The sequence below is a fragment of the Bifidobacterium ramosum genome (assembly GCF_009299505.1).
Lineage (GTDB): Bacteria > Actinomycetota > Actinomycetes > Actinomycetales > Bifidobacteriaceae > Bifidobacterium > Bifidobacterium ramosum.
Map to the genome: position 1 here is coordinate 219,235 of NZ_WBSM01000002.1, position 13,769 is coordinate 233,003.

At 65.5% G+C, this 13,769-nt stretch carries 12 protein-coding genes and 2 pseudogenes; 4 read left to right on the plus strand and 10 right to left on the minus strand.

Annotation, left to right across the window (positions count from 1 at the left end):
- Nucleotides 1-98: 98 nt before the first annotated feature.
- Both DSM100688_RS12325 and DSM100688_RS12330 read left to right on the plus strand, forming a co-directional pair.
- Nucleotides 99-1,209, plus strand: a pseudogene (locus DSM100688_RS12325) (ABC-F family ATP-binding cassette domain-containing protein); the annotation flags it as partial.
- Nucleotides 1,210-1,316: 107 nt separating this feature from the next.
- A pseudogene (locus DSM100688_RS12330) lies at nucleotides 1,317-2,339 on the plus strand (ATP-binding cassette domain-containing protein); the annotation flags it as partial.
- Nucleotides 2,340-2,478: 139 nt separating this feature from the next.
- Here DSM100688_RS12330 and DSM100688_RS03730 read toward each other — a convergent pair.
- The 9 genes from DSM100688_RS03730 to coaD form a co-directional block, all read right to left on the minus strand.
- Nucleotides 2,479-3,870: an MFS transporter gene (locus DSM100688_RS03730; RefSeq protein WP_152357817.1), complete on the minus strand. Its 1,392-nt coding sequence runs from the start codon at nucleotides 3,868-3,870 to the stop codon at nucleotides 2,479-2,481.
- 11 nt (nucleotides 3,871-3,881) lie between these two features.
- Nucleotides 3,882-4,445, minus strand: coding sequence for an ArsR/SmtB family transcription factor (locus tag DSM100688_RS03735; RefSeq protein ID WP_152357818.1), 564 nt, complete (start codon nucleotides 4,443-4,445; stop codon nucleotides 3,882-3,884).
- Between the two features lie 517 nt (nucleotides 4,446-4,962).
- Entirely contained in the window at nucleotides 4,963-5,517 is a 555-nt protein-coding gene (gene ilvN, locus DSM100688_RS03740; RefSeq protein ID WP_152357819.1) for an acetolactate synthase small subunit, read from the minus strand.
- A gap of 30 nt (nucleotides 5,518-5,547) precedes the next feature.
- The gene (locus tag DSM100688_RS03745; RefSeq protein ID WP_152357820.1) at nucleotides 5,548-7,470 is read right to left on the minus strand and encodes an acetolactate synthase large subunit; all 1,923 of its coding nucleotides are present in this window, start codon (nucleotides 7,468-7,470) and stop codon (nucleotides 5,548-5,550) included.
- A gap of 237 nt (nucleotides 7,471-7,707) precedes the next feature.
- Nucleotides 7,708-8,442 carry a ribonuclease III gene (gene rnc, locus DSM100688_RS03750; protein ID WP_152357821.1) on the minus strand — a complete coding sequence of 245 codons (735 nt, stop codon included), beginning with the start codon at nucleotides 8,440-8,442 and terminating at the stop codon, nucleotides 7,708-7,710.
- 135 nt (nucleotides 8,443-8,577) lie between these two features.
- On the minus strand, nucleotides 8,578-8,772 hold the full coding sequence (gene rpmF / locus DSM100688_RS03755; RefSeq protein ID WP_152357822.1) for a 50S ribosomal protein L32: 195 nt from the start codon (nucleotides 8,770-8,772) through the stop codon (nucleotides 8,578-8,580).
- Nucleotides 8,773-8,867: 95 nt separating this feature from the next.
- Nucleotides 8,868-9,464 carry a YceD family protein gene (locus DSM100688_RS03760; protein ID WP_152357823.1) on the minus strand — a complete coding sequence of 199 codons (597 nt, stop codon included), beginning with the start codon at nucleotides 9,462-9,464 and terminating at the stop codon, nucleotides 8,868-8,870.
- 2 nt (nucleotides 9,465-9,466) lie between these two features.
- The gene (locus DSM100688_RS03765; protein WP_239519318.1) at nucleotides 9,467-10,273 is read right to left on the minus strand and encodes a cell division protein; all 807 of its coding nucleotides are present in this window, start codon (nucleotides 10,271-10,273) and stop codon (nucleotides 9,467-9,469) included.
- Between the two features lies 1 nt (nucleotide 10,274).
- The gene (gene coaD, locus DSM100688_RS03770) at nucleotides 10,275-10,778 is read right to left on the minus strand and encodes a pantetheine-phosphate adenylyltransferase (RefSeq protein WP_152357824.1); all 504 of its coding nucleotides are present in this window, start codon (nucleotides 10,776-10,778) and stop codon (nucleotides 10,275-10,277) included.
- 320 nt (nucleotides 10,779-11,098) lie between these two features.
- On the opposite strand from coaD, the gene DSM100688_RS03775 reads away from it, so the two are divergent.
- Entirely contained in the window at nucleotides 11,099-11,410 is a 312-nt protein-coding gene (locus DSM100688_RS03775) for a DUF3039 domain-containing protein (protein WP_420837473.1), read from the plus strand.
- A gap of 230 nt (nucleotides 11,411-11,640) precedes the next feature.
- Here the strand turns inward: DSM100688_RS03775 and DSM100688_RS03780 are convergent, their stop codons facing one another.
- Entirely contained in the window at nucleotides 11,641-12,960 is a 1,320-nt protein-coding gene (locus tag DSM100688_RS03780; protein ID WP_152357825.1) for a nicotinate phosphoribosyltransferase, read from the minus strand.
- 162 nt (nucleotides 12,961-13,122) lie between these two features.
- Here DSM100688_RS03780 and DSM100688_RS03785 point away from each other — a divergent pair, with 162 nt between their 5' ends.
- A complete protein-coding gene (locus DSM100688_RS03785; protein WP_152357826.1) occupies nucleotides 13,123-13,749 on the plus strand; it encodes a Pr6Pr family membrane protein in 627 nt (208 codons plus the stop codon).
- The last annotated feature ends 20 nt before the right edge of the window (nucleotides 13,750-13,769 follow it).

A 13,769-nucleotide genomic window follows, 5' to 3' on the forward strand; every position in this document is an offset into this window, starting at 1 on the left:
TCGCGGGACGGCGCGGATGATCCTGACCGGCCCGTTGCGCCCGTTCGTCGCCGGAGGGTCGGCGCCGATGCCCGGTGGTGCCGCTAAGTTAGTGGATTATGCCGACTTACGATATTGGATTGGAACACGTTTCGCTTGCCTTCGCCACCAAGACCATCTTCACCGATGTGACCCAGGGGGTGTTCGAAGGCGACCGCATCGGCATCGTCGGCCGTAACGGCGACGGCAAATCCACGCTGCTGCATCTGTTCCGCGGCACACAGGAGCCTGATTCCGGCCGTGTCACCAAGCGTAACGGGCTCACGTTCGGTATGCTCGACCAGCGCGATCCGTTGGACGACGATGCGACGATCCGCGAAGCCGCGCTGGAGGGACGCGCAGACTACGAATGGGCGGCCGAGACACGCTCTCGGGAGATCGTTGAGGCGCTGCTCGGCGGCATGAGCCTCGACGCGAAGATCGGGTCGCTGTCGGGCGGTCAGCGCCGCCGCGCCGATCTGGCACGTCTACTGTTGCACGACTGGGACATCCTCGCGCTCGACGAGCCGACGAACCATCTGGACGTGGTGACGATCCACTGGCTGGCCGAGCATCTCAAAAACCGCTGGTCGCGCGGCGAGGGCGCGCTGCTGCTCGTCACTCACGACCGCTGGTTCCTTGACGAGGTGTGCGAGTCGATGTGGGAGGTTCACGACGGCCTGATCGAGCCGTTCGAGGGCGGCTACTCCGCGTACATGCTGCAGCGCGTCGAACGCGATCGTCAGGCCGACGTGCGCGAGACGAAGCGCCGCAATCTTGCCCGCAAGGAGCTCGCGTGGCTGACCCGCGGCGCGCGCGCCCGTTCGACCAAGCAGAAGTTCCACGTCAAGGCCGCGCGCGAGCTCATCGCCGACGTGCCGCCGGTGCGCAACACGCTCGAGCTCAAGCAAATGGCGACCTCGCGCCTCGGCAAGCAGGTCGTCGATCTGATCGACGTGACGCAGATCTTCGAACATGTGCAGGGCGGTGTGACGGACGGTTCGGTCGCTGCCGCCGTCGACCCGGATGTGGCGGCGATGGCCGATTCCGCGTCGCGCGTGGACGTGGTGCGGCCGATGTACGCCGAACCGCAGGTGCATGGCTCGGTCGAGGTGGCCGTGACCGACATGGACGATCCGCGGCTCGTGGACGCCGGCGTGCCAGAGGCCGTCGAAGCGGCCGCGGCGGCCCGCGCGGCCGAAGCGGCGATGACCGATGAGGAGCGCGAGACGCGACGCCGGCTGACCGGCGGCGAGACGATCGGCGTGTCCGATGACGACATCGTGTCCGATACGGACGCCACGTCGGCCGCCCGCAAGATCACCGTCACCGGCCGTAAGATCCTCGATGACGTGACGTGGCTGATTGGCCCGGGCGACCGGTTCGGCATCGTCGGCGCGAACGGCGCCGGCAAATCCACGCTGCTGCGTCTGCTCGACGGCACGCTCACGCCGACGGTCGGCCATGTGAACATCGGCAAGACCGTCAAGTTCGCGGTGCTCTCGCAGCGTCTCGACGAGCTCGAGAAGCTCGGCAAATACAAGATCAAGGAAGTGCTCAGCCGCTACAAGCCGAGCTACATCGTCGACGGCAAGGAAGTCACGCCCGGCCAGCTCATGGAACGGCTCGGCTTCGAATCCGCTCAGCTCATGACGCCGATCCGTGACCTGTCGGGCGGTCAGAAGCGCCGCATGCAGCTGCTGCTCATCCTGCTCAACGAGCCGAACGTGCTCATCATGGACGAGCCCGGCAACGACCTCGACACCGACATGCTCGCCGTGATGGAGGACCTGCTCGACACCTGGCCCGGCACACTCATCGTCGTCTCGCACGACCGGTATTTGCTCGAGCGCGTCACCGACGAGCAGTTCGCGCTCATCGGCGGCAAGGTGCGGCATCTGCCCGGCGGCGTGCAGGACTATCTCGACATGGTCGAGGACATCAAGAACGGCAAGCCGCTGCCGTCGCTCGAGCCGGCGTATGGCAAGAAGAAGGGCAAGACGGCTGTTGCTGCGGATAACGTGGTGGAACCGGCCGCTGCGGCCGATCAGCCGACCGAGTCCAGTAACGTGGACGGCGACTCGGCATCGCCCAAACTGACCGGTAAGGCGTTCCACGATGCCAGCAAGCGCGTCGCCGCCATCGACCGCAAACTCGCCAAACTCGAGGAACAGAAGACCGATCTCGAATCGCAGATGGCCTCGCATGATCCGAGCGACTACGAAGGGCTCAACAAGCTCAACGAGCAGCTCAAGGTCATCGCCGACGAATCCGACGAGCTCACCGCCGAATGGATGGAGCTGTCCGAGCAGCTCGAATAGGGGTTGGTGCGGCGACACGCTGGGGGAGTGATCACGACACGCACGATGTGTTTCCGGAAACCCTGACAACCCGCCATCCCCCACAACGCATCAAGCGTGTCGTGATCACGCTGCCGGCGTGTCGCGGCCGTTTACGCCGCTACAGTTCGGCCTCATCCCAGCGATCGGCCGCCGGAATCGAACGTACGGCCGGCATCGCCAGCACGATCGTCACATTGGCGGCCAGCGCGGTCAGGAACAACGCGACGGTCATGCGGAAGCCGATCGTCGGCAGCAGCGATCCGGCGATCGCCGAGCAGAACAGCGTCGGCAGCATGCCCAGCAGATTCGAGGACGAGTCGACGCGGCCCTGCATGTCGGTCGGCACTTTGGCGAACACGAATCCCAGCACCAGTGAATTGAGCGTCGGGATCGGCAGGCAGCACAGCAGCGACGACACCAGGATCACCGGGTATGCACGGCTGACGAGCATCGGGGTCATCGTCGCCAGCGCGGCCAGCGACATGACGATCAGGCCGGTGCCGACAGCCATCCGATCGCATACGCGGGCTGCGATCACCGCGCCGGCCAGCATGCCCGCGCCGGTCGCCATGTCCACGAAGCCGATGCGTACCGAATCCACGCCGGAACCGACCAACTGTAACTGCACGGTCGCGAAGATGCCGTTGATGCCGAAGTTCAGCAATGCCGCGATCACGCATATCGCCATCAGCGTGCGCCGCCGCAGCATCCAACGCCAGCCCTCGACGAAGTCGTCGATGAACGAGCCGTGCCGCGAGGACATGCCGCCCGTGATATCGTCGTCTGTGCTGTCGCGTCCGATCGCATTGCGCGCATGCTCGTCGACACGCAGCATACTCGCGCTGACGCCCGCGACCGCGTACATGAGCGACGCGGCGGCGAACGGAGCCCACGCGCTGAACGCGTACAGCATGCCGCCGAGCGGCGAGCCGGCGAGGCTGATCACCGAGTCGCGGCCCTGATTAAGGCTCTGCGCCTTCGGATAGTCGGCGGTGGGAATGATCGACCGCAGCATCGCGTTCGTCGCGTTGCCCAGCAACCCGTTGACCGTGGACGCCGTGACTATGGCGACCGCGAACACGGGGAACGTGAGCAGTCCGGTCGCCAACATCGCGCACACCGTACCCCACAGGACGGTGCCACATGCGGCGTTGAGGATGATGAGTCGCTTACGGTTGTGCCGGTCGGCCAGAGTGCCGCCGAACACGCCGGAGATCTGTGCGGCGATCACACTGGCCGTGGCCAACCATCCGGCGGTCGGCAGCGAGCGGGTGAGTGAGAAGGCGACCAGCGAGATCGCGAAGCTCTTCAGGGCAAGACCTGTGGCGGAGGCGGTGTCCGCGGTGAACCATGAGCGGTATTGCGGATTGTGCCACAGCGAGGTATGCGTTGTTCGTGCGGAGGAGATCGTTGCCGTCGTATTCGTCGCGGCTGTGATCGGAGTCTCGTCCGCCGGCTGTACGTCGGTGTCGTCTATGGCATTGCTGTTGCTGGCGTTGACGTCGTTCATGGCCGCTCCGATCAGTCCAGATATCGGAAGGCGGACAGTGCGACCATGACCTGTTCGGATCCGTCGCCTTCGGTGTGCCGGTCGCCGACCGTGTTGACCCACTTGTTGGCGACGGCCATCAGCTCCTGCTGCATCTGCTCGGCCTCCTCGACGGTCAGCCGGGTGATCGCCATGCCGTCGAGCGAGTGTCGCCACTGCTCGGGTAGAGACGATTCGGCTTGGCGGTAGCGCATGCGCGCCTCATTGACGGTGACGGACACGGATTGTGCGAGCGTTTCGGCGGACGCCGGATCGGTGTGTCGGTCGGAATGGACGACGAGCTTGGGCGTGGTGGCGCGCCAGCAGCTTTTGCGAGCGTCGCCGTCGGGGGAGGGAATCTGTTCGACGAGTCCGGCCTTGGCGAGCTGCCTGAGGTGATAGCTGATGGTGCCGGCCGATTCGCCGGTGCGTGCGGCGATGTCACCCACGGTAAGCGTGCTGCCGGGTGCCGCCATGATGTTCATGATGCGGATGCGCGTCGGATGCGATACGGCGCGTAGCTGCGCGAGATCGGCGTTGCGATGAGTGTCGGTCACGATGACCTCCTTGTTGATCGGCGGGATTGTCCCCGCTGAATTTCACAAGAATCATTGTACAACAAATCTTGTATAAATCGACGACGGAGACCATATATCAACAACAACGCATCCTACTCATTGAGTTACGGCCGTTTCGAACGGGCTGGGAGACCGTATCTCAATGAAAACGGAGTGCTCTTGTTGAGATACGGTCGCTTGGAGGGGTGGGGGAGGCCGTAACTCAACAGGAATGGGACAGTCTTATTGAGATACGGCCGTTTTAGGGGGTTGAGGAGGCCGTAACTCAATGATGGCGAGCTGCTCTTGTTGAGATATGGTCGTTTGGAGGGGTGGGGGAGACCGTAACTCGATGACGACGGGGCGTTGTTGCTGAGATACGGTCTGTTTGCCGCTGTGGCAGTCGGCTCCGATGCCGTATTACGGGCGTTCGTATCGGATGCCGACGACGAAAAAGGGCTCCTCGTATGAACGAGGAGCCCTGCACGGCGTGAGACGGCGAATGATGCCGAACCCGTCAGCGACCGGTGATCTCTGATCCGATGACCTTCTCGCTCAACGCGCGCGGTCCGCGGGTCACGGCGACCGCGCCGGAACGCACGAGCTCGATAATGCCGTAGTGCTCCAGCAGTCCGAGCAGCGCGTCGATCTTGCCCTCCGCGCCGGTCGCCTCGATGGTGAGCGACTCAGGGTTCACGTCGACCACGCGCACGCGGAACAGGCGCACGATCTCGAGCACGTCGGAACGGTTAGACTCGTCGGCCGAGACCTTGATGAGCACCAGCTCACGCTCTACGGTCGTATCTGGGTCAAGATCGACGATCTTGAGCACATGCAGCAGCTTGTTGAGCTGCTTGATGATCTGCTCGAGCGGCAGGTCTTCGACCTCGGCGGTCACCGTCACGCGCGAGATGTCCGGGCGTTCGGTGGGGGAGACGGACAGCGAGTCGATGTTGAACGCGCGGCGGGCGAACAGGCCGGCGATGCGTGCCAGCACGCCCGGACGGTTCTCCACGAGCACGGACAGCGTGTGGCGCTTGGAACCGGGCTGGGACGCGGGATAATTTGCCATGGAAGTACTCTCCTTAACCCTTCACGAACCTTAGAAACCGGCCTCGCCGAGCTCGACGGCCCCGGCCTCGCCATGCGGGCGCAGCGGCTGCGTGCCCGGGCGGTACGTCACGTCGTCGTTCGACGCGCCGGCCGCGACCATCGGCCACACCATCGCGTCCTTCCACACGCGGAAGTCGATGAGCACCGGGCGGTCGTTGATCGCGTTCGCCTTGTCGATCGCGGCCAACGCCTCCTCCTCGGTGAACGCGCGCAGGCCGACGCAGCCGTACGCCTCGGCGAGCTTCACGAAGTCCGGCACGTCGAAGAACTGCGGCGTGCCCTCCTCGGTCTCGCTGTGCGCTTCGCCGTCGAGCAGGTTCGTCTGCGAGTAGTGCTGATCATAGAACAGCGTCTGCCACTGGCGCACCATGCCGTACACGGAGTTGTTGAGGATCGCGATCTTGACCGGCGCATGGTCGAGGAACGCGGTCGCCAGTTCTTCGCTGGTCATCTGGAACGAGCCATCGCCGTCGATTAGCCACACCGGCTTCTTGCCGTCGAAGTCACGCGCCGAACCGACCGACGCGCCGATCGCGGCCGGCAGACCGAAGCCCATCGTGCCGAGGCCGCCCGACGAGATCCACGAATGCGGCTTCTTGAAGTCGATGAGCTGCGCGGCCCACATCTGGTGCTGGCCCACGCCCGACACCCAGATCGTCGACGGGTCGGCCTTGGCCGACAGCTGCTCGACCACCCACTGCGGCTGCAGCGTGCCGTCGGTCGGCTGGTCCTCCGGCTCGTCGTAATGGATCGTGTACCGCTCGCGCAGCTTGGTGAGCTCGTCCCACCACGGCTTGAGGTTCGGCTTGCCGCCGATCGCCTGCGAACGCTTGATCTCCGGGATCAGATCGTGCAGAACGGTCGCCACGTCGCCGACGATCGGCACGTCCGGCGCGCGGTTCTTGCCGATCTCGGCCGGGTCGATGTCGATGTGGATCACGCGGGCGCCCGGCGCGAATGCGTCGAGCTTGCCGGTCACGCGATCGTCGAAACGTGCGCCGATCGCGACGAGCAGATCGCAGCGCTGGGCGGCGGCCGTCGCGGCGACGGTGCCGTGCATGCCGAGCATACCGAGGTTCTTCGGATTCGAGTCGGGCACGATGCCGCGCGCCGGCAGCGTCGTCACGATCGGAGCACCGGTCACTTCGGCGAGTTCTGCGACTTCCTTCGACGCGTTGGATCGCGACGCACCGCCGCCGACGTACAGCAGCGGGCGGTACGACTGCGCGAACAGCTTCGCCGCGTCCGACAGCACGCGGCCGTGCGCCTTGGTCGTCGGGTTGTAGCCGGGCAGGATCATGCGCTGCGGCCACGAATAGTACATCTCGCCGACCTGCGCGGTCTTCGTCAGGTCGACCACGACCGGGCCGGGGCGGCCGGAACGCGCGATGTAGTGCGCCTCGGCGATCACGCGCGGGATGTCCTGCGCGCGCGTGACCAGATACGAATGCTTGACGACCGGATAGGTCGCGCCCACGATGTCGGCCTCCTGGAACGCGTCCGTGCCGATCGCGTTCACGCCGACCTGGCCGGTGATGACCACGAGCGGCACCGAATCCATGTTCGCGTCGGCGATCGGCGTGATCATGTTCGTCGCGCCCGGGCCGGACGTGACGATGCACACGCCCACGCGGCCGGTCGCCACCGCGTAGCCCTCGGCTGCGTGGCCCGCCGCCTGCTCGTGGCGCACGAGCGTGAAGCGGAACTTGGTCTCGTCGTTGATCGCGTGGTAGACCGGCAGGATCGCGCCGCCGGGCAGGCCGAACACGTCCTGCACGCCCAGATCCTCCAGCGCGCGGACCAGCGCCTGCGCGCCGGTCATCTTCTCGCCGTCGACGATGGTCTGCTTGTCGTTGCCCGCGTGCGTTTTCGGCACGCCGCTGAATGCCTGAAGAGGCGTAGGTGTCACCATGATCCCTCTCAACTTGGGTTGTCGGTCTCTCGCTTGCAGCCGGATCGCCGTACGGCCGGCCGCGCGACGGTTGGATGGGCGGCGGCGGGGCGGTCCGTGCGCTGGACGCTTGTGGCGTCGGGCGTGTTGCTACTTGCCAAGTGTAATATTCCACCCATCCTAGCGGCGGGCGGTGAGATACGGCGATTCCCGTGCCCGTATCGTGGCTGGCGCGCGGCCCACGCCGCGCCTACGGTCTCACAGCGCCTTCCACGCGACCTCGGCGGCCGCGAGCTGCGCCTTGCGCTTGCTGGAGCCGGTGCCGGTGCCCCAGACCGTCGCGTCGTCGTCGCCGAGCAGCACCTGCGCGGTGAACACCTGCGCGTATTCGGGGCCGGACACCGACATGCGGTAGTGCGGATCGCCCTTGCCCTGCTGGTGCGACTTGACCTCCAGCGAGGTCTTCCAGTCGAGCGCCGGGCCTTCCGTGGCCACTTCGGCCAGCGTGTCGTCGACGAGCCGGTGCACCACCTCGCGTGCGCCGTCGATGCCGTGCTCGAGGAACGTCGCGCCGATCAGCGACTCCACGATGTCGCACAGGATCGAGCTTTTCTCCGCGCCGCCCTCCTTCGCCTCGCCGTGGCCGAGCAGGATGTACGGGCTCACGTGCAGCTTCGTGCGGGCGATCGCGCTGAGCGACTCCTCGGAGACGGCCTTCGCGCGCATTTTCGCGAGCTGGCCTTCGGTCATGTCCGGGTGCGCGGAGAACAGCGTTTCGGTGGCGACGAGTTCGAGCACCGCGTCGCCGAGGAATTCGAGCCGCTCGTAGTTCGGCGCGCCCGGATGCTCATGCGAGAACGAGCGGTGGGTGAGCGCCTGCACCAGCAGTTCGGGGCTGATGGTGGTGCCGAGCGCCTCGAGTAGGACGTTGGACGGGTTGATCGGCGCGGGAACGTGGTCGTTGGCGTTGGTGGTTGCTTCTTCTGCGGTCATGATGTCCTCTCTATCGCGGTGTAGGGACAGGTGCGGATGGTTGTGGTCGGTGGTTGCGAGACGTCCGTGACGGATACGAAAAAGCCCCGCCACCCGTCGATGGCAGGGCTTTCATCGCTTGCGTTGCCGCTGGACTCACTTGGTGTGGGCGGAGCGGATGGCCTCGCGGTAGGTGCGGCCGCGGAAGTTGCCGCAGCTCGGGCAGGCCATGTGCGGCAGCTGGGGAGCGCCGCAGTTCGGGCAGGTGACGGTCTGCACAGCAGACGCCTTCCAGTTCGCGCGGCGCGAGTGCGTGTTGGCGCGCGAGGTCTTGTACTTAGGCAGTGCCATTTGTATTCCTCTGTTTCGTTCGAACGATTGAGCTTAAGCGTTCGGTATCTTAGCGCATCGTCCGTACAAAGTCCAGTCGGACGGGACGGCCGCCGCTACTCCTTCGCCTCGAGCTGCGCCTTGAGTGCGGCCAGCGCGGCGAACCGGTCGTCGACCACCTCGTGATGATGGTCGGGATCCTCGTTGAGATCCGCGCCGCACTGCGGGCACAGGCCGCGGCAGTCCTCGCGGCACAGCGGCTGCAGCGGCAGCGACTCGGCGAGCGTGTCGCGGATGAGCGCCTCAAGATCGGCGAACGCGCCGTCGCCGCTCAGCGGGTACACGTCCTCCGATTCGTCCTCGCCGGCGATGATGTCCACCTCGCCTTTGCCGTTGCGCGCGTCGTTGCCGTTCGGCGCGTCGTACGGGAAGAACGCGGTCACGTCCACCGTCCAGTCGCGGTTGATCGGCTTGAGGCAGCGCGTGCATTCGGTGCTGACCGGCGCGCTGATGCGGCCGGTGAACACCAGTCCGTCGACGATCGAGTCGAAGGATCCGACGACGTGCACGTCGGTGCCCTCCTTGATGCCGACGATGTCGTCGCCGATGCCGCTGGGTGCGGGGAACACGGCGTCGACCGACTTGCTCTGGCCGGCGCGCGACGCGACCTGCGCGACGGACACGGCCCACGGGGAATCTTCAGGACGTGGCATGATCAGCCCTCCGGATAGTCGTTGTTGTCGAGATGGGGAAGTTGTTCGCCGGCGGAACGCTGGCGTTCATACAGTACATTGAGTCCGGCCTGCACGTCGCGGTCGAGCTTGCCGAGCTGCTGTTGCAGGCCTTCCATGACCTGCGTGCAGTATTGATCCGCGCCGTTGGTGAGACGGTCGGCCTTGGCCTGCGCCTGGTCGAGGATCGTGCGCGCCTTCTGCCGGGCGATCTCGGTGACGTTCTCCTGACCGGCGAGGAACTGCGCCTGTTCGTTCGCGTCCTTGATCATGTCGGCCGCGCGGCTCTGCGCCGCCGCGACGACCGCGTTCGCCTGCGTCTGCGCGGATTCGAGACGTCGTTCGGCCTCGCGCATCAGCGCAGACGCGCGTTCGAGCTGCACGGGGAGCATCTTCTTGAGTTCGTCGAGCTGGCCGCCGAACTCGTCGCGGTCCACCTTCACCAGACCGGGCGAGAAGATGCTGCCCTTGGCCTCGTCCAGCGCCGCCTCAAGCTGGTCGATGATGTCGTAGACGGTGGTGAACTCGTCGCGCGACTTCTCGCTTTCCGTGTCGAAGTCCGTGGCGTCCGCGTGCGAGGCCTCGCGCATGTCGGGCAGCGCGTCCATCGGGAACGGCGGCTTCGCGGTCGGCGTCTCCGGCGCAGCGGGCGTCGTTTGCGCGGGTGCGGTGGGCGTGGCGGGCGCGGTCGCCGGCGTGATGATGGGCGCGGCTTCGGTCGGCGCGGGCTGCGCCGCGGCCGTCGTCGATGTGGTCTGGCCTTCCGCCAGACCGTCGGTGTCATCGGTCATATCAGTGGTCCCTTCTCATGGCTTCCGTACGCAGCGCGTCCTGCAGCATCGGCACCACGCAATCCGGCACCATGCCGGTCACGTCGCCGCCGTGGCGCGCCACGTCCTTGACGATCGAACTGGAGATGTGCTCGAGGATCGGATCGGCCGGCAGGAACAGCGTTTCGATGCCGGCGAGCTTGCGGTTGACGAGCGCCATGCCGAGTTCGGCCTCGTAGTCGCCGTTCTGCCGCAGACCCTTGACGATCACCGTCGCGCCGACCTGCTTGCAGTAGTCGGTGATCAGTCCGTCGGTCGAGGCGACGGTGATGTTGTCGAATCCGTCCTTCGCGATGGCGCGGCGGATCACGTCGACGCGCGTGGATTCCGAAAACATCGGCGTTTTCGCGGCGTTGACGGCCACCACCACATGCACTTCGTCGAAGAAGCGGGCACATCGTTCGATGACGTCCAAATGCCCCGCTGTGACGGGGTCGTACGATCCTGGACACACTGCGATAGTCATACGGTACAGCCTACCGCGCCGCGACGAAGTGTCGCGTCGCGCACGTTTTCTCGACGACCTCTCAACGGACATGCAGCCGATTCGGACACCGAAATCGGCTGCATGTCCGTCAAGGAGTGACGCGGTGACGGGATCGGATGCCGAGAGGGATGCGCGTATGGCACGTCGCGCTCCTCTTCTCCAACGGACATCCAGCCGATTTCGTTGCCCGAATCGGCTGGATGTCCGTTGGAAAAGATAAGAGGGATGTCCGTCGCGAGAGACGACGGCGATTATGATGGGTGGTGATTATTGGCTACGAGGATGGAGCTGCAATGCGTATGTTGGTGCCGACCATGACGGATGATGTGCGGGATCTGGCCGACCCGGTGTCGCCGCTGTCCACGCCGGACCCGGGTCCCGGCACGGCGGTGCTGGAGCGCCCGGAGACCAAGGAGCAGATTCAGCGTGACGACGGGGGCGACGCGGACCGGTACGCGCACTACGTGTCGAAGGACCGCATCGCCGAGTCGCGGCTGACCGGCCGGCCGGTGGTGGCGTTGTGCGGCAAGGTGTGGGTGCCGAAGCACGACCCGTCGAAGTACCCGGTCTGCCCCGACTGCAAGCGCATCTACGAGGAGATGATGCACTGACCCGCGTACCTGTCTCCCCATGGTCCTCCCCGTGATTCATGATGCGGGGCTTTCTCTCTTCTCTGACGGACATACAGCCGATTCCGGTAGGGTGATCGGCTGTATGTCCGTTGGCGTATCAGGGCCCTTCGTCGTACGAGATGCGCCCAAAACGCCGCGTGGCGGAAATCGCTTGCTGACGACTGCGTCAGCAAGCGATTTCCGCCACGCACAACGAGGACAGTGTCCTTTCAGAGCACCGTGGTCTCGGTCGGAATCACCGGCTCACCCTTCATGAGCGACTGCGCGGTGATCGGCAGCTCGGCCAATGCCTGCGCACGGTACTCGTGCGCGGCCATGATCGCGTCATGACCCTGATACTGTGGATCGATCTCGCCGTGATCGACGTAATCGACCAGCAGATCCTTCCAGCCGTCCTGCGGCACGTACTTGGCCAGCGCGTCCTCCGAACCGGAGATCACGTGTTCGCAGTCGGCGAGATTGTACTCGTACGAACGGTAAGCGAGCTTGCGTCCCGGAATCGACGCCTTGTCCTTCGACTTCTTGGCCACCGGCTGCATCGTGCCGTCCGCGTTCTCGCGTTCGGTGAGCTTGTACACCATCGCACACGTCGGCGCGCCCGAACCGGTCACGAGCATCGTGCCCACGCCGTACGAATCCACCGGCGCGGTCTGCAACGCGGCCAGCGCATACTCGTCGAGATCGTTCGTCACCGTGATCTTCGTGTTCGTCGCGCCCAGCGCGTCCAGCTGGTTGCGCACGCGCTGCGCCAGCGAGGCGAGGTCGCCCGAATCGATGCGGATGCCGCCCAGCTGAGGGCCGGCCACCTCGACCGCGGTCTTCACGGCCTCCTCGATGTTGTATGTGTCCACGAGCAGCGTCGTGTTCTTGCCGAGCGCCGCGATCTGCGAGGCGAACGCGTCGCGCTCCGAATCGTGCACGAGCGTGAAGCAGTGCGCGGCCGTGCCGATCGCCTTCAGTCCGTACATCTGCGCGGCGAGCAGGTTCGCCGTGCCCTTGAAGCCGCCGATCACCGCGGCGCGCGCGGCGGCCACCGCGGCCCACTCGTTCGTGCGTCGCCCGCCCATGTCCATGCACGGGCGGTCCTTCGCGGCCGACACCATGCGCGACGCGGCCGAGGCGACCGCCGAATCATAGTTCAGGATCGACAGCACGAGCGTCTCGAGCAGCGTGCACTCGCCGAACGTGCCTTCGACCTGCAGGATCGGCGAGTTCGGGAAGAACATCTCGCCCTCGCGGTAGCCCTTGATCGAACCGGAGAAGTGGTAGTTTTCGAGCCACTTGATGGTCTCCGGGCTCACGACCTTGCGGTCGGACAGGAATTTCAGGTCCTCGTCGTCGAGATGGAAGCGCTCGAGCGCGTCGAGGATGCGCCCGGTGCCGGCCGTCACGCCATAGCGGCGGCCTTCCGGCAGATGCCGCGTGTACACCTCGAACACGCACTTGCGGTTGGCGGTGCCGTCGCGCAGGGTCGCGTCGAGCATCGTGTATTCGTACATGTCGGTCATCAGGGCCGGTGAATAATCCATGGAATCTCCCTCGTTTCGGTTGCGTACCAGACTACTCCGCCGTACGGCGGACGGCCAACCGACGTCCAATAATAGTCTGTATGACTATATGTCATGCCGCGCGTTCCGCGACGGCCGCGGGCGACGACGTACGCGACATGACGTCCGCGTAGACTGTCGTCCATGAGATTCATCGCGGGACTATGGCGGCTGGCGATCGCCGCGCTCTGCTTCGTCGGCACGTACGAGGCCTGGCAGCGGCCGGAACTGTGGGTGTACTTCACGTTCCAGACCGGCTTCGTGCTCGGATTCACGATGCTGTGGGCCGCCGCGGCGAGCCTGGTCAAGGGCGTGCAGCCGCCGGCGTGGATCAAGGGCGCGGTCACCGTGTACGCGATCATCACCGCGCTCGTCGCGTTCCTGCTCATGCCGCCTGACGACCCGAACTACGTGCCGCAGGTGCTCGGCGTCATGACCAACACCATGCTGCACCGGATCGCGCCGATCATGGCCGTCGTCGACTTCATCCTGTTCGACGCGCACCGCCGCTACCGCTGGCACTACATCTTCAGCTGGCTGTTGTACGTGCCGCTGTGGCTCGCGTTCATCCTGATCCGAGCGACGCTGTGGCCGCATTCCGGGCCGGCCGCCGGCGGCAACCCGTACCCGTACACGTTCATCGACCCGGTCGCGCTCGGCTGGCAGCAGTTCGGCATCAACTGCGCACAGCTGGCCGGCGGATTCATCGTGCTCGCGTTCATCGTGTTCGTCATCGACCGGATCGAGCCGGCCAGGCCGCTGCTCGGGTGAGGGCGGCGTCCGGCCGTCGT

Bases quoted from the DNA above. Each gene is read 5' to 3' on its own strand.
- DSM100688_RS03730 (WP_152357817.1), bottom strand. From the start codon at position 3,870: ATGAACGACGTCAACGCCAGCAACAGCAATGCCATAGACGACACCGAC.
- ilvN (WP_152357819.1), bottom strand. From the start codon at position 5,517: ATGGCAAATTATCCCGCGTCCCAGCCCGGTTCCAAGCGCCACACGCTG.
- DSM100688_RS03745 (WP_152357820.1), bottom strand. From the start codon at position 7,470: ATGGTGACACCTACGCCTCTTCAGGCATTCAGCGGCGTGCCGAAAACG.
- rnc (WP_152357821.1), bottom strand. From the start codon at position 8,442: ATGACCGCAGAAGAAGCAACCACCAACGCCAACGACCACGTTCCCGCG.
- rpmF (WP_152357822.1), bottom strand. From the start codon at position 8,772: ATGGCACTGCCTAAGTACAAGACCTCGCGCGCCAACACGCACTCGCGC.
- DSM100688_RS03760 (WP_152357823.1), bottom strand. From the start codon at position 9,464: ATGCCACGTCCTGAAGATTCCCCGTGGGCCGTGTCCGTCGCGCAGGTC.
- DSM100688_RS03765 (WP_239519318.1), bottom strand. From the start codon at position 10,273: ATGACCGATGACACCGACGGTCTGGCGGAAGGCCAGACCACATCGACG.
- coaD (WP_152357824.1), bottom strand. From the start codon at position 10,778: ATGACTATCGCAGTGTGTCCAGGATCGTACGACCCCGTCACAGCGGGG.
- DSM100688_RS03775 (WP_420837473.1), top strand. From the start codon at position 11,099: ATGTTGGTGCCGACCATGACGGATGATGTGCGGGATCTGGCCGACCCG.
- DSM100688_RS03780 (WP_152357825.1), bottom strand. From the start codon at position 12,960: ATGGATTATTCACCGGCCCTGATGACCGACATGTACGAATACACGATG.
- DSM100688_RS03785 (WP_152357826.1), top strand. From the start codon at position 13,123: ATGAGATTCATCGCGGGACTATGGCGGCTGGCGATCGCCGCGCTCTGC.